Annotated in this window: 14 protein-coding genes and 1 pseudogene; 6 read left to right on the top strand and 9 right to left on the bottom strand. The window is 66.9% G+C overall.

Features of this window, described 5'->3' with window-relative positions; all coding sequences use genetic code 11:
- Nucleotides 1-69 precede the first annotated feature (69 nt).
- Entirely contained in the window at nt 70-303 is a 234-nt protein-coding gene (locus FJ471_RS25640; RefSeq protein ID WP_140807518.1) for a hypothetical protein, read from the bottom strand.
- Between the two features lie 106 nt (nt 304-409).
- Complete coding sequence (locus FJ471_RS25635) at nt 410-1,072, bottom strand: GntR family transcriptional regulator (protein ID WP_224667020.1); 663 nt, start codon at nt 1,070-1,072, stop codon at nt 410-412.
- 122 nt (nt 1,073-1,194) lie between these two features.
- Between FJ471_RS25635 and FJ471_RS25630 the strand changes: the two genes are divergently transcribed.
- A complete protein-coding gene (locus FJ471_RS25630; protein WP_140807517.1) occupies nt 1,195-2,403 on the top strand; it encodes an FAD-dependent oxidoreductase in 1,209 nt (402 codons plus the stop codon).
- An 81-nt stretch (nt 2,404-2,484) separates the two neighbouring features.
- Entirely contained in the window at nt 2,485-3,087 is a 603-nt protein-coding gene (locus FJ471_RS25625) for a DUF922 domain-containing protein (RefSeq protein WP_140807516.1), read from the top strand.
- On the opposite strand, the gene FJ471_RS25620 is transcribed toward FJ471_RS25625, so the two are convergent.
- Complete coding sequence (locus tag FJ471_RS25620) at nt 3,077-3,496, bottom strand: VOC family protein (RefSeq protein WP_140807515.1); 420 nt, start codon at nt 3,494-3,496, stop codon at nt 3,077-3,079. The genes FJ471_RS25625 and FJ471_RS25620 overlap by 11 nt on opposite strands.
- 275 nt (nt 3,497-3,771) lie before the next feature.
- Between FJ471_RS25620 and FJ471_RS25615 the strand changes: the two are divergent.
- Nucleotides 3,772-4,979: pseudogene (locus FJ471_RS25615) on the top strand (MFS transporter).
- 49 nt (nt 4,980-5,028) lie between these two features.
- Here the strand turns inward: FJ471_RS25615 and FJ471_RS25610 are convergent.
- From FJ471_RS25610 to FJ471_RS25585, 6 genes are all read right to left on the bottom strand, one after another.
- Nucleotides 5,029-6,525 (bottom strand): sulfatase-like hydrolase/transferase, encoded by a 1,497-nt coding sequence (locus FJ471_RS25610; protein ID WP_140807532.1) that lies wholly within the window; start codon nt 6,523-6,525, stop codon nt 5,029-5,031.
- Between the two features lie 100 nt (nt 6,526-6,625).
- Nucleotides 6,626-7,588 (bottom strand): aliphatic sulfonate ABC transporter substrate-binding protein, encoded by a 963-nt coding sequence (locus FJ471_RS25605; RefSeq protein ID WP_181179723.1) that lies wholly within the window; start codon nt 7,586-7,588, stop codon nt 6,626-6,628.
- A gap of 50 nt (nt 7,589-7,638) precedes the next feature.
- On the bottom strand, nt 7,639-8,421 hold the full coding sequence (locus FJ471_RS25600) for an ABC transporter ATP-binding protein (RefSeq protein WP_140807513.1): 783 nt from the start codon (nt 8,419-8,421) through the stop codon (nt 7,639-7,641).
- Nucleotides 8,418-9,221 (bottom strand): ABC transporter permease, encoded by an 804-nt coding sequence (locus tag FJ471_RS25595; RefSeq protein WP_140807512.1) that lies wholly within the window; start codon nt 9,219-9,221, stop codon nt 8,418-8,420. Before FJ471_RS25595 ends, FJ471_RS25600 begins: the two co-directional genes overlap by 4 nt.
- Nucleotides 9,218-10,348: an ROK family transcriptional regulator gene (locus FJ471_RS25590; protein WP_140807511.1), complete on the bottom strand. Its 1,131-nt coding sequence runs from the start codon at nt 10,346-10,348 to the stop codon at nt 9,218-9,220. The genes FJ471_RS25595 and FJ471_RS25590 overlap by 4 nt, the downstream gene beginning before the upstream one ends.
- Nucleotides 10,349-10,597: 249 nt before the next feature.
- Complete coding sequence (locus tag FJ471_RS25585) at nt 10,598-12,829, bottom strand: cation:proton antiporter (protein WP_246684832.1); 2,232 nt, start codon at nt 12,827-12,829, stop codon at nt 10,598-10,600.
- A gap of 414 nt (nt 12,830-13,243) precedes the next feature.
- On the opposite strand from FJ471_RS25585, the gene FJ471_RS25580 reads away from it, so the two are divergent.
- From FJ471_RS25580 to FJ471_RS25570, 3 genes are all read left to right on the top strand, one after another.
- A complete protein-coding gene (locus tag FJ471_RS25580; RefSeq protein ID WP_140807510.1) occupies nt 13,244-13,450 on the top strand; it encodes a hypothetical protein in 207 nt (68 codons plus the stop codon).
- A 123-nt stretch (nt 13,451-13,573) separates the two neighbouring features.
- Nucleotides 13,574-14,359 (top strand): DUF2270 domain-containing protein, encoded by a 786-nt coding sequence (locus tag FJ471_RS25575; protein ID WP_140807509.1) that lies wholly within the window; start codon nt 13,574-13,576, stop codon nt 14,357-14,359.
- A gap of 231 nt (nt 14,360-14,590) precedes the next feature.
- Complete coding sequence (locus FJ471_RS25570) at nt 14,591-14,890, top strand: hypothetical protein (RefSeq protein WP_140807508.1); 300 nt, start codon at nt 14,591-14,593, stop codon at nt 14,888-14,890.
- Nucleotides 14,891-14,986: the final 96 nt, after the last annotated feature.

Genomic DNA, 14,986 nt, shown 5'->3' with positions numbered 1-14,986 from the left:
GGCCTCTCCTCCCGCCCCAGCCGCAGAAGCTATGACGAGAGGGTACGGGCGACAAGTAGGGAGAAGCCCCTACTCCACCGTGCCCGGCGTCTCGGGCTCGTCCTCGGGCGGTTCGAGGATATCGATCAGCTTCGCCACGCGGACGCCGGGCATGGCGTGGCCTTCATTGACCAGCGCCTCATCGGCGCCGATCCAGGCGAAGGCCTCGCGCAGTTCCTCGAGGCTGGCGCCGGTGAGCGCGATGTCGGCGATGACGGCCTCGTCGACCGGTCCAAGCACGGAGATGATGTCGTTGCGGGTCATCTTGTCCTCCCCCATGGGTCGGGATGATTGCCCAAGGAAACGGCTGACGGGCGGAGTGGGTTCCGATGGCCGCGACGCGTCGTTCCACTCCGAGAGACAAGCCTCCTCAGCTCTTCTTCGCCATTCCGGCTGCGGCAAGCGTTTCCATCCCTTCGCCGAGATGCTTCTTCAACACGGCGACCGCTTCCTTCACGTCGCGCCTGCGGCAGGCGGCGATGAGCTCGCGATGCTCGGCCTGCGAGCGGCTGCGGTAGTTGAGGTTGGAGAGAAGGATGCGGACATAGCGGTCGGCGGCGTTGTGATGCGCCTCGATCAGCGACAGCAGGCGCTGGTTGCCGCAGGCGCCGTAGAGCGCCAGATGAAAGACCCGGTTCAGCGCGCCCCAGCGGCCGACATCGGGCTCGGCGTCGATGCGGGCCAGCACGTCCTCGGCCTCGTCGAGCCTGTCGTCGCTCAATGCCGGCAAGGAAAGTCGCAGCGCCTCGGCCTCCAGCAGCTCGCGCAGCGCGAAGATCTCGCGGATTTCGGTCGTGTCCATGCCCGCGACATGCGCGCCCTTGGTCGGGTGGATCGACACGATGCCCTCGGCCTCGAGCTGGCGCAGCGCGTCTCGGATCGGCATGCGGCTGAAGCCGAAACGCGCAGCCAGATCGTCCTGGCGCAGCGCCGTGCCGGCGGCCAGGCTGCCGTCGGCGATCGCCTCGCGCAGCACGTCGGCGACCTGCTCGGCCACCGTCAGCGGCCGGCGCATCTCGGCGAAATTCCGCATCGCGATTCCTCCTGCCATTGCGCCTGCCTAGCAGAAAGCGCCTTGTGCGGATACTGTATTCTCGTATACGCGTATACAACAATTAAATTGAACCCGACCAGGGATCCGGAGGAGGAGAAGCCATGCCGACTGCCACACACAAACCTGTTGAAGCCCTTATCATCGGCGGCGGCATTGCTGGCTGCACGCTGGCGCGCGAGCTGTCGTCGCGCGGCGTCAAGACGCTTGTGCTTGAGCAGGCCGTGGTCGCGGCCGAATCCTCGGGCCGCAACACCGGCACCTTGCTCAGCGGACCGCAGCCGGAAGTCGTCGAGATGCTCGACGCCTCCGCCGCCATCTATGCCGAGCTGGCCGATGGGTCGGTGCCGTTCGAGTTCGCGCCCATCGGCCACCTGCTGATCTCTGAAAGCGAGGAGGACTTCGAGGGGGCCGCAACCGTGGTCGAGGGCTACCGCGCCGCCGGCGTCACGATGGACAAGGTCGGCGGCGGCGAGCTTACGCGCGATCACAAGCGCATCGGCTTCCGCGTCGCCGGCGGCTATCATGTCGGCCGCGCCTGGACGCTGGAGCCGATGGGCGCCACGCACGCCTTCGCCCATGCCGCGCGCGAGGCCGGCGCCACGATCCGCACCGGCCTGCGCGTCGCCCAGATCCGCTCGAGGGGCGGCAAGGTCGAGGGCGTGCTGACCGACCAGGGCATCATCCCGGCCGATCTCGTCTTCATCGCCAACGGATTATGGATGCCGGAGCTTTTGCGCCGCACGGTGGGTGACGGGCCGCTGCCGGCGCTCCCCTTCACCGCCGGCCGCGGCTGGCTGATCCAGCTCGGCCGGCTCGACTTCGAACTGCCCTTCATCGTCGAGGAACTGACATGGCCCGACCAGGAAGAACTGGGACGGCGCATGAAGCTTTCCGGCCTCGCCGACGTCGCCGCGCAGCGCGACGACCAGCCGGCTGTCGAAGCGATCTGCCTCAACCCGATGCGCGGCGGCGACGCCAGGCTCGGCGCCTCGGTGCAGCCGGCCTTCCGCGACCTCGTGCGCAACACCGACATGGCGTCGCGCATCGCGGCGCGCACGCTGAGGATGCTGCCTGGCCTCGGCTCGCCCCGGGTGATCAACGCCTATCCCGGCAACCGTCCGATGCTGTCGGACGGGCTGCCGGTCGCGGGCCGCACGGCGGTCGAAGGGCTCTATGTGCATGGCGGCATGGGTTCGATCGGCATGCACGCGGCGCCTGCCACCGCGCGCTGGCTGGTGGAGGCGGTGCTGTCGGGCGACGGCAATCCGCCGCAAGGGTGGTTGCGGCCGCAGCGATTCGCAGGTTGGTGAAGACGAGGCGACGCGGCGGCTTGTCTCCTCCCTTGCGGGGGAGATAGAACGGCGCTTCTCGTCCGCAATCCATGGATCCCCGTGAAGCCCGCTCTCCTCCTCGCCGCCCTGCTCCTGTCCACGCCGGCGCTTGCCGACTGGAAGCCCATCGAAAAAATCGAGACCTATGCCGTCTCGGGCGAAAGCGCGGAGCAGCTCTATTTGTCGATCGGCGAGAAAGGCCCGCTAGTCGGCACGACCGGCAGCGCGCGGCGCGTCATCGCGCATACGTTCTTCAAGCTGACCTGGCAGCGCGATTACCAGCCGCAGGGCAATGCCTGCGTGCTGAAAACGGCGCGGCCGAAGCTGATCATCACCTACACGCTGCCCAAGCCGGCGGGAGAGCTCGCGCCCGCTTTGCAGGCGCGCTGGGACACCTTCGCCGCCGGGCTGATCGCGCATGAGAAGGTGCACGGCGCCGGCATCGTCGACATGGTCGACAAGATCGTCGCCTTCAGCACCGGCCTCACCGCCGAGAACGATCCAGGCTGCAAGAAGGTCAGGGCCGAGCTGACGGCCTATCTCGACAAGCTCTCCAAAGCGCAGCGCCAGGACAGCCGCGACTTCGACAAGGTCGAGTTCGGGCAAGACGGCAACATGCTGAAGCTGATCGCGGCGTTTTTGGGGGCCACGCCTAAAAACTGATCTCCACCGCCGGGGCACTTCGCCTCGCCTCGCCGTGGAATACCGCCTCGATGTTGTTGCCGTCGGGGTCGAGCAGGAAGCAGGCATAGTAGCCGGGATGGTAGCGGCGCTCGCCTGGCGCGCCATTGTCCTTGCCGCCGGCGGCCAGCCCGGCCTGATAGAAGGCATCGACCATGGCGCGGTCCTTCGCCTGGAAAGCGAGATGGTGGCGGCCGGTGAGCACGCCGAGCGCGGCGCGGCTGTCGGCGCTGGAGACGAACAACTCGTCGGCCCAGAAATAATCCTGCGCCTCGCCGCCGATCGGGATGCCCAGCACCTCGAACAGGGCGCCGTAGAAACGCCGGCTGGCCTTGAGGTCGCGCACCACCAGCTGGATATGGTCGAGGAGCCGGCCGCGATAGAGTTCCATGGGTGACGCCTCCTCCTGAATGCTGCGGCTCAATCTAGAAGGGCCCACAGTCGGGTCAATGCGGGGTCTTGCAGGCTGCTGACAGTTGGAGACGCCGGCGGGACAGCGCCCCCTCAGGCAATCGGCGATCACCGCCCCAAAAAATCCGAATAAAAAATGCAACCAGATTTGTAGGATCGGCTCCGGCCCTGGCGTCCTTCGGACGCAAGCGGCCCGGTGGACTGGAAAAACCGTGCCGCATCAAACAGGATGCCTTTCGGCATGGGAGCAGAACCATGAACCATTCCTATCGTTGGGTCATCGTCGCGGCCGGCGCGCTGATGACCTGCGTGGCGCTCGGCGCCATGTTTTCGCTGGCGATCTTCCTGGAGCCGATGTCGCTCGACACCAACTGGTCGCGCACCGGCATTTCCAGCGCCATGACGTTGAATTTCCTCGTCATGGGCCTCGGCGGCTTCGCCTGGGCGCGATCTATGACCGGGTCGGCGCCAGGCCCGTCGTGCTGGCGGGCGCCGTGCTGCTCGGCCTGTCGCTGGTGGTGGCGAGCCGCGCCAATTCGCTGCTGGTCTTCCAGCTCAGCTACGGCGTGATCGTAGGCCTTGCGGCCAGCGCCTTCTTCGCGCCGATGATCGCGCTCACCACCACCTGGTTCGACACCAACCGCAGCCTCGCCGTCTCGCTGGTCTCGGCCGGCATGGGTGTCGCGCCGATGACCATCTCGCCCTTCGCGCGCTGGCTGATCACGGCCTATGACTGGCGCACAGCCATGTTCGACATCGGCATCATGGCCTGGGTGCTGCTGTTGCCCGCCGTGTTCCTGGTGCGCCAGCCGCCGGCGGCGGCCGCCGCAGGCGACGGCGCGCCCTCGCCCGCAGCCGACGATCCCGGCATGAGCGTCGGCCAGGCGCTGCGCTCGCCGCAATTCATCGTGCTGGGCCTCACCTTCTTCGCCTGCTGCGCGGCGCATTCGGGCCCGATCTTCCACATGGTGAGCTATGCCATGTCGTGCGGCGTGGCGCCGATGGCGGCCGTGTCGATCTACAGCGTCGAGGGGCTGGCCGGCCTTGGCGGGCGCGTGCTCTACGGCGTGCTCGGCGACAGGCTGGGCGTCAAGCCGGTGCTGGTCACCGGGCTCGCCATCCAGGGGCTGGTGATCGCCGCTTACCTGACTGTCGGCCAACTCGAGCAGTTCTACCTCTTGGCAATCATCTTCGGCGCCACCTATGGCGGCGTGATGCCGCTCTACGCGGTGCTGGCGCGCGAATATTTCGGCCTGCGCATCATCGGCACCATCCTTGGCGCGGCCACGATGCTCTCAAGCCTCGGCATGTCGCTCGGGCCGCTTGCCGGCGGCATGATCTACGATGCCACCGCCAGCTACCACTGGCTGTTCATCGGCTCGGCGCTGATCGGGCTGGGCGCGGCCGGCATCGCCATCGCCTTCCCGCCGCAACCCAGCCGGCAGAAGCTGCAGATGGCTTGACGAGGATTGGACATGCGGCCGCCTGACGGAAAGCGGCCGCAGTCCGTAGCTAGTTCAACGACTGGCGGCGCGGCGGTGGCGCGGGATGGCGCTTTTCGAGCTCCGCTGCGGCCGCCCGGCGGCCTGTCTTGCGCAGGCGCTCGAGATAGGCCGGCAGTTCGTCGCGTGTGTGGAACGGCCCGCCCTCACGCATCACCGTCACCAGCGGGTCGACGTCGCCGTCGCTGCGCCTGGCCATTTCGGTGCGCCAGTCCTCCAGCAGGCGGCTGGCATGGTCGACGATATCGGGCCTTTCGGCGGTCAGGTCGTTCTCCTCATGCGGATCGTCCCACAGGTTGAACAGGCTGACCGGGCCGAAATCCTTGTAGCCGTCATGGTAGGTGCGCAGCATCAGCCAGTCTGCGCCCGCATGGCGGAAGCGCACGCCGCGCTGCACCGCCCAGGCGCCCTGACTCAGCACCAGGAAATCGCGACCGCCCTGCTCTCCCTGGCTGAGCGCCGCGGCGAAGGAGCGGCCGTCCCACAGCGCCGGCACGGTGCCGCCGAGACGATCGATCAGCGTTGCTGCCCAGTCGAAATGATAGTGCAGCCCGTCATTGACGCCGCGCAGGTCCTTGGCGCCTGGCCAGCGGATGATCAGCGGCACGTTGCAGGTGTATTCGTCGGCGGTCTGGTGATCGCCCCAGACATTGAGCTCGCCGAGATTTTCGCCATGGTCGGCGCCGATAACGATGATAGTCTTGTCGAACAGGTCCTGGCGCTTCAGCTCCTCGACGATCAGGCCGATGTAGTGGTCGGCATAGAGGATGCCGGTGTCGTAGCCGTCGAACCAGGCCTTCACGTCGGCCATCGTGTCGATCGGCGCCGGCATGCGCCGCCATTTCGAGCCACCCGGCGCAACGTCGAAGCCTGACGGCTCCTGCGGGCTGTGCGGGCCATAGCCGGCATGGGATTTCTCGAACATCTTCTCGGTCACCCAGGCCGGCATCGGCTCCTTGGCGAAGGGATCGCCAAAGGCATCGGGCGCGCGGTAAGGCGTGTGCGGGTCCCAGACATTGACGTGCAGGAACCACTGTTTCTGCGCGCCGTTGCGCTTCAGCCAGTCCAGCGCCAGCGCCGAGACCTCGTCGGCGTTTTCCATGCCGGCCTTGCCCGGATTGATGATCTCGTTGAAGCCGGCATACCAGTGCCAGCAGCCATGCCGCTCGCCGAAGCTGGAGATGGTGGTGGTGTAGTAGCCGAGGTCGCGCAGCGCGCGCATCCAGCCTTCTTCGTAGAAAGTGCCGGCCCAGGCGCGCTCGGCGCCCTCTCGGAACGGCTCGCAGGCGGTGCCGCCATGGCCGACGACGCCGGTGCGCATGCCGTGGCGGCCGCTCCACAGCGCTGTGCGCGAGGGATGGCAGGGAACGTCGGAGACATAGACATTCTCGAAGCGCATGCCCTCCGCCGCCAGGCTGTCGATCGCCGGCGAGGTGTTGCGGTGGTAGCCATAGCAGCCGAGATGGTCGCGCCTCAGGCTGTCGATGTCGATGTAAAGGACGTTCATGGGGGACTTGGTCATCGGGCACTCTTTTGGGGATGAACTTGCCGGAGCCACCGGCTCACGGGTGGTTGCCGCCCCGCCGACGGCGGGACGGCAGGGTCGGTCAGGCCTGCAGGTAAAGGTCGGACATGTAGTAGTCCTTCGGGTCGAGCGAGGTGTCGAACTTGCCGAAGGTCTTGAACAGCTCGTTCATGGCGCGGAACCAGCCGGCGACGGTGCCGTCCTTGGTGAGCTTCACGACATCGGCCGACGTCATCAGCTTGCCGTAGCCAGCCTCGGTCTTGAGCTGGTCGGCCGGGATGCCGAGCTGCTTGGCGGTGATGTCGACCGCCTCGTCGAGATGGGCGGCGCGATAATCCTGCGCTTCCTTGATGGCGCCGATCACCTTCTTGACCAGGTCGGGGTTCTTCTCGACCAGATCGTTGCGGGCAATGAACACGCTTGGGAAAGTGGTGGCCGGATAAAAATCGTCGTTCTTGGCGATCTCGACCAGGTCGGGCACGGTCTTCTTGATGATGCCGACGAAGGGATACCAGATGCCGGCGGCGTCGACCTGCTTGGAGGAGAAGGCCGCGACCACCGTGCTCGGGTCCATCGGCACCATCTCGATGTCTTCAACCTTCATGCCGGCCTTGGCGAGCGCCAGCCTCAGCAGCATATCCCCGGAGGTGCCGGCCGGCACCGCGACCTTCTTGCCCTTGAGGTCGGCGACCGACTTGATGCCGGCCTGGGCAATGACGCGGTCGGAGAAGCCGACATCGTTGACGGCGATGATCTTGGCCTTGCCGGTAGCCGGCAACCACAGCGCGCCTGGCCCGAGATAGCCGAATTCCAGGCTGTTGGCACCAAGCGCCTGGACCTGGATCGGACCGTTGGTGAAGACCTTGGTGGTGGCGCTGACGCCATGCTTGGCCCAGAGGTCCTTGGCGTCGGCGATGCTGGCGATGGAAGCGCCCCAGAAATCACCGTTGTAGCCGATGCGGGCGGTATCGTCCGCGGCGCTGGCCGGCAGCGCGCCGGCCGCCAGGATCGCGGCCGAAGCGGCCATGAAGTCACGTCTGTTCAATGTCATGTTCTCTCTCCCTGTTGTCATTGATATTCGTCGCTGGACCGCCCTCACCGGGCGGCTTGCGCGGCGGGCGGCTGGTGGTAGACGGCGTGCCAGACCCGGTTGCGGATGGCGGCGAATTCGGGTGATAGGCGGATCTGCTCGGTGCGCGGATAAGGCAGGTCGACCTCGATGACCTCCTGCAGCCGGCCCGGCCGCGCCGCCATGACGACGACGCGATTGGCGAGATAAACCGCCTCGTCGACGTCGTGGGTGATGAACATCACCGTTCGGCGCTCGCGGCTCCAGGTTTCCAGAAGCTGGTCTTGCAGTTGGACGCGGGTCAGCGCGTCGAGCGCGCCGAAGGGCTCGTCCATCAAAAGGATGACCGGATCGACGGCATAGGCGCGGGCGATGGCGCAGCGCTGCTTCATGCCGCCCGACAAGGTCTTCGGCAAGGCGTCGGCGAACTGGCTTAGACCGACCAGGTCGATGAAGCGCTCGGCGATCTCGCGCCGGCGCGCGGCCGGCTCGCCCCTGATGCGCAGGCCGAACTCGACATTGTCGCGCACGGTGAGCCAGGGGAACAACGCATATTGCTGGAAGATCATGCCGCGCTCCGGCCCCGGGCCGCTGACCGGCCTGCCGTCCACCGTCACGCGGCCGTCGCTTGCCTCGAGCAGGCCGGCCGCGATGTTGAGCGCCGTGGATTTGCCGCAGCCCGAAGGGCCGACCACGGTGACGAACTCGCCGTCGCCGACATCGAGCGAGAAACGGTCGAGCGCCAGGAAGGAACTGCCCTTGAGATCGAAGCGGCGCGAGACGTTGTCGAAGACGATCTTCGGGGTCATATCCGCTCCTGCCAGATGGTGAGCCGCCGCTCGATCGCCTGCAGCGCGCGGTCCATGGCGAGGCCGAGAATGCCGATGGCGAACAGGCTGACGAAGATCGTCGGCAGGTCGTAGTAGAGCTGCGCCTGCTGCATGCGGTAGCCGAGGCCGGACTGGGCGGCGATCAGCTCGGCCGCGACCACCGTCGCCCAGGCCGATCCCAGCCCGATGCGCACGCCGACCAGGATGAAAGGCGTCGAGGCCGGCACGACGACGCGGCGGAAGATGGTGAAGTCGCCGGCGCCGAGCACGCGCGCGGCGTTGATCATGGTGCGGTCGACGCTGATCACGCCCTGATAGGTGGCGACCACGCTGGCGAGGAAGGAGGCGAGGAAGATGACGAAGATCTTCGGCGTCTCCTCGATACCCATCGTGACGATGGCCAGGGGAATGATGGCCAGCGGCGGGATCATGCGGAAGAATTGCAGGTAAGGTTCGACGAGAGCCCGCGCCACCTTGTACCAGCCCATGGCGAAGCCGACCGGAATGGCGAGCAGGACGCCGAGCAGGAAGCCGGCCAGCACGCGCGCCAGGCTGGCGGCGGTGTCGCGCAGCAGCTGGCCGTTGCCGGCAAGCTCGATGAAACGCGTCAGCACGTCAGGCGGCCGCGGCAGGCCGACGGCCCCGCTGGCGGTGAGCGCCCACCAGATCGCAATGCCGGCAATAACGCCCGCAATGTTCAAGGCAAGGCTGCCATAGTCGAAGGCGGCCGGCCGGCCGGCCGAGGACGCGGCGCGCGGCTTTTCAGCAACCGAATTCATCGCGGAGCCCCCGAATAGAACAGATGGTCGAGCGCCACGGCCGCGCCGCCGATGGCGCCGGCGCCCGGCCCGATGCTCGAGCGCTCGAAGCGCATCGTGTCGCGCATCGGCGGCAGAACGCGCGGCGGCACGCCGGCGCGGATGGCGTCGATGAAGCTCTCCGGCGCCTCGCCGAGATGGCCGCCGAAGACGATCAGGTCCGGATTGAGCAGGTTGGCGGCGCTGGCGATGGCCGTCGTCAGGTGGCGCACGGCATCGTTCCAGACCTCTGGGTGCTTTTCGACGGCGGCAAGCAGGCGCTTGGGATGCGGCGTGTCCACGCCCGCAGCGCGCGACAGCGCCCGTTCGGACAGGAAGGTCTCCAGGCAGCCGGTGCTGCCGCAGGCGCAGCGCGCGCCATGCTCGACGACCTGGATATGGCCGAGCTCGACCGCGCCATGGCCACCGGGCCGGAATGGCCGGCCGTCTACCACCAGCCCGGCGCCGAGGCCGGTGCGCAGATAGATATAGAGCAGCGCGGAGGCCTCACGGCCGATGCCGTAGCGCGACTCCGCCAGCGCCATGGCGCTGACATTGTGCTCGACGACGACGGGCATGCCGAGCGCGCCTTCGAGCTCGTCGGCGAAGGCGACGTCACGCCAGTCGTAGTTGATCGACAACAGGTTGCGCCGCCGCTTGATGTCGACGGGGCCAGGCACGCCCAGCCCCATGCCGAGGATCTTCGAGCGGTCGGCGCCGGTCTTGCGGACGAGGGCGTCGACCATGCGGGCAACCTTGGCGATGACACGGGCCGGCTCGATGGTCGAGGTATCGAAATGGAAGGTATCGAGCTGCTTGACCGAGGCCTTCAGATCGGTGACCGCGGCGTGGATGGTGCCGGCGCCGATATGCACGCCCACGACATGATGGGCATCGGGCACCAGCGCCAGGCCGACGGCCGGCCGGCCGATCGGCGCCCCGCCTCCGGTCGCCTGGGTAAGCTCGGTGACGATGCCGTCCTTCAGGAGCTGTGCGGTCAGATGGGTGAGCGCGGTCGGCGACAGCGCCGTGCGCCGCGCCAGCTCCGCCCGCGATTGCGGACCGTCATCCCTCAGGATGCGCAGGATCGCGCCATGATGGATGCCCATTGTTCCTCCCATTTATTTTCTAATCTTTAGAAATTAATTGGATTGTGTCAAGGACGGCGAGCACGTTCTTTCCTCGCCCCACGCAAGTGGGGAGAGGTGGCTCGGCGGAGCCGAGACGGAGAGGGGGAACGCGCAGACTTCGCAAGTTTCCTCTCTGCGAGACAGAGCGCCCTACGAAGCCCCCCTCTCCGGCCGCTGCGCGGCCACCTCTCCCCCGCCTGTCGGCGGGGGCGAGGAAGCCCAATCGCCTCATCCAGTCCCCGTGCCCGTGCGCACGGCCTCGCGGTCGCTCTCGTCGCGTTTCACCCGCTCGTCGGAGATCAGCACCACCGGACATGGACTGCGCCGCAGGACGCCCGTCGTCGTCTCGCCGAAGATCAGCTCTTCGCCCTGGCGCCGCGCCACGCCCATGACGATCAACGCCACGCTGCGGCCGGCCTGGCGGGCGATGGCATCGGCGGCGGCGGCTCGACTGCGAATGGCCGTCTCGATCTCGACGCCATAGCGGTCGGCGAGCGCGACGATGTCCTTCAGCACCGCTTCCCTGCGACGGTGCGAGACGGTGTCGCGCGGCTCGTCGCGACCGACCCTGGCGACATAGAGCATCTTGACCGGCGCGCCGGTGACGGCGGCGATGGCCAGGGCCAGCTCGGCGCCGCGGCGCGCAACCGCCGTGCCGTTGACGGGCACCAGTATCTTGCCCGATCCCGGTTCGAGCCGCGGCATCTGACGGCCGGCGCTCGTCGGCTTCAGCACAAGGCAGAGCGGCCCGTCGAAGGCGCCTGTGACTTCGTTCAGCCGATGCGAGAAGGCGCCCTTGGAAGTGACCGCGCGGCCGAGGCCGACAAGCAGCATGCCGTAGCCCTTGCGCGCCTCCTTCGCGACCGCCTCGGCCGAAAGCACTTCATGCTGGCGGCGGGTGACCGGCGCTTCGCGCACCGGCGCCTCGTCGCCCTTTTTCGCCGCCTCGCGGCTGTCCTCCGCGCCCTTCTCGATTTCCTCCAGATGCAGCCCCTCGGTCGGCTCGGCATCGATCTCGCCGCTGGAATGCAGCACCGTCGTCGGCTTGCCGGCGCCGATGACGCCCGCAAGGTAAGCGGCGAAGCGTCCGACGACGCCCTCGTCGACCACCACCAGCAGCCGCTCCAGATTGGCGACGAAGCCGCGCTGGTCGATCTCCTCGCGCTCCAGCCGCTTCTTTTCCTTCTCGCCCATCGGCAGGCGGCGCAGCGCCCAGCGCAAGGTCGGCGGCATGACCAAAGTGGTGATGACGGCCATGGTGACGATCATGGTGAAGAGGTTGTGCGAAAGCACGCCCATCGACAGGCCGATCGAGGCGACGATGACCTCCGTGGAACCACGCGCATTCATGCCGCAGCCGACGGCGATGCCTTCGGCGCGGCTCATGCCGGCGGCTTCCGCGCCGATGAAAGCGCCGCCGAACTTGCCGATCGAGGCGATCACCACCAGCGCCACGGTGAGCATCGCGAGCTGCGGATCGAGAAGCACGGTGAGATCGGCCGACAGGCCGGCGACGCCGAAGAACACCGGCATGAACAGCGCGGTGATGATGCCGCGCAACTGCCCTTCGATGTGACGCGACAGGATCGGCGACTCGCCCACCAATATGCCGGCAACGAAGGCGCCGAGCACGGTGTGCACGCCGATCAGGTCGGTGATCAGCGCCATGGCGCCCATGATGGCGAGGATGACGGTGACGACCGCATATTCCGAGCGGAAGGTGTCGTTGGTCCAGCGGATGGCGTCGAAGACGATGCGGCGCCCGAGCGTGAAGGAAAACGCCATGAAGGCGGCGACGCCGGCGATGGTCAAAGCCAGGCTGCCGATCTCGATGCGCCCCTTGGTGGCGATGCCGATGGTAATGGCGATGATCACCCAGCCGATCGTGTCCTCGATGATGGCAGAGGAGACGATGACCTGGCCGAGATCGCGGCGCATGAAGTTCATGTCGCGCACCACCATGGCGACGATCTTGACCGAGGAGATGGAGAGCGCAGTGCCGAGGAAGAGCCCGGCGACGATGCGCTCGCTGCCGGCGGCAAGCAGCGTGGCCGGCATGAACTGGGCGGCGATGAAGCCGAGCGCGAAGGGGATGGCCACGCCCGCGGCCGAGATGGAAAAGCACGCGCGGCCGACGCGGCGCACGAGCCTCAGATCCGTCTCCATGCCGGTGAGCAGGAGCAGCATCAGGACACCGAGCTGGGCGATGGCGTTGATCATCGACTTTTGCGATGGATCGTTGGCGAAGATCAACCGTTCGGCCGCCGGCCAGACCCAGCCGAGCAGCGAGGGCCCGAGCAGGATACCGCCGATCAACTGCCCCATGACCGCAGGCTGGCCCAGTATTTCCAGCACCTCGCCAATGCCGCGGCCGACGACAAGCAGCAGGATCAGCTCGGCGACGAAAATGCCCTCCGAGGACATCCCGGTTTTCTCTGCCGCGAAAGCAATGGCGGGCATCAGGGCAAGCGCCGCAGCACCAAGCGCGATCCAGACCGACAGCGACCGGCGCCGATTGAGCATGTTGAACAATGTCTGCACCCCTCGTTCCTCGCGCCGGCATAACGGTTTGGCGCAAGGATCGGTTGCACGGAGGCGGCCGCCGTTTCCTCGCCCCATGAAATGGGGAGAGGTGGCTCGGCGAAGCCGAGACGGAGAGGGGGAGCGCCGGTTCGACCGGCAAAAGCACTTTGAAGAGGAAGACTCCCGCCCTACAAAGCCCCCTCTCCGTCCGCCTCGCGGACACCTCTCCCCGCCTTTGGCGGGCGAGGAAACGCGCCCCTACAATTCTAATCAAATGCCACCGCCGATCTTTGCTTCCCGGTAAATCGACTCGGCGATGGTCGCGCCGTGGCGGGCAATAAGGAGAAGCTAATGAAAAGCGACTTTGCCGCCGCCCACCTGCACCTCGACCGGGCCTGCCATTACCTGCGCGGCGACGATGAAACGAGCCGCGCGGCGCTTGCGGCGCTCGACCTTGTGATCGAGGCAGTGGCGGCCGCTCAGCATGCGAGGCCGATGGCCGATGTGCTGCCCTTTCGGCGGCGCGCGAATGGCGGTCTTCCCCCACTTGCATCCTGACTTATCCGCCTGAAAAGGCGGGAACATTTTGGGCCGGCCGCACGTTGTGCTATATGGGGGGTGGCCGGCCTGTTCTTAAGATCGGGAGGCGGCCGGCCATGGCGGCGGGAGGCGCATGGCAGAATGTCCCAGACGAAGGCCGCAAAATCCACCGACGCGGCCACGGCCCCGAAATCCACCGAGGCGAACGCGCCGGCGACATCAACCGAGAAGGCAGCACCGCCGCGGGCGTCCGACACGCTGGCGCTAAAGCTTAGTTCCGCCGAATTTACCACGACGCTGTCGCATTTCCACCGCGCCGAGATTGCGCGCATGGCCGGCTGGCGCGACCGCCTCGACCGCACCAGCAACTGGGCGATCACGGTGGTGGCGGCAATGCTGTCGGTGTCGCTGTCGACGCCCTCCGCGCATCACGGCGTGCTTTTGTTCGCCATGCTGCTCATCACGCTGCTTTTGTGGATCGAGGCGCGGCGCTACCGCTTCTTCGACGTCTACCGCGCCCGCGTGCGGCAGTTCGAGCGCTACTACTTCGCGCAGGTTTTTTCGCCGCAGCCCGACTATGCCTCCAACTGGCTGGCCATCCTCGGCGAGGGCCTGCGCTCGCCGCGCTTCCTGATCTCGCAGCGCGCAGCGCTGATCCGGCGGCTGCGCCGCAACTACATCTTCATGTATACGATCCTGCTGCTGGCCTGGATCCTGAAGATCACCACGCCAAGCCTCTCGCGCGAAGGCTCTCCGATCGGCTTCGGCGCCTCGCTCGTCGATACGTTCAGGGTGGCGACGCTGGGCCCGATCCCTGGCGTCGTCGTGGCGGGCGCGGTGGCCGCCTGCTATCTCGCGCTACTTGCCGCGGCATTCCTGATCCGCGCCGATGACGGGGAGCTGTCCTTCGGCGACGTGCATGTGTGAGGGATTAGGCAGTAGGCAGTAGAAGGGCGTCCGCGCAGTCTGATTTTCCTACTGCCCAATCCCTACCGCCTACTGCCTTAACTGCAGCGACAGCCCAGTTAATTAAATGACTGTCGCGCCCCAAGTTCGGGTTGACCCCTCACCGGCAGACGGCGACTATCCTTCTTAGAGACCGGGTCACGCTCTGAATCGTCGAAGCGGGCCAGGCGTTTGTTTTTGGGAGGAGATCGCATGGATGAGCTCGAACAGTGGCGCAACATGGCGAGCGCGCCACGGGACGGCAGCCGTATCCTGGTGACGGTACGCTCCTCCGAACAGGGACCGGCCGAGGTCGACATGGCCTACTGGTCGCGCGCCGACCAGTTCGGCGAGGAAGGCTGGCGGGCGTCGGACTCCTCGCCCGGCCGTATCGTCGAATACGCCGAACCGGAGTTGCGGTGCTGGATGGCGCTGCCTTCCGCCGGGCGCGGCTCGATGCCGACGCCCTGGGAAGGCGATGACGTGCCGCTGGTGGATGGCGAGGGGATTTAGGCGGGGCGCCTTCTCCCCCTGTGGGAGAAGGTGGATCGGCGCGCAGCGCCGAGACGGATGAGGGGTGTTCCAGCGGAGTGAGACGTCGGCGTTCCC

The sequence above is a fragment of the Mesorhizobium sp. B2-7-1 genome (assembly GCF_006440735.1).
In the GTDB taxonomy this organism is placed as follows: domain Bacteria; phylum Pseudomonadota; class Alphaproteobacteria; order Rhizobiales; family Rhizobiaceae; genus Mesorhizobium.
This window is presented reverse-complemented; position numbering and strand designations above follow the sequence as displayed.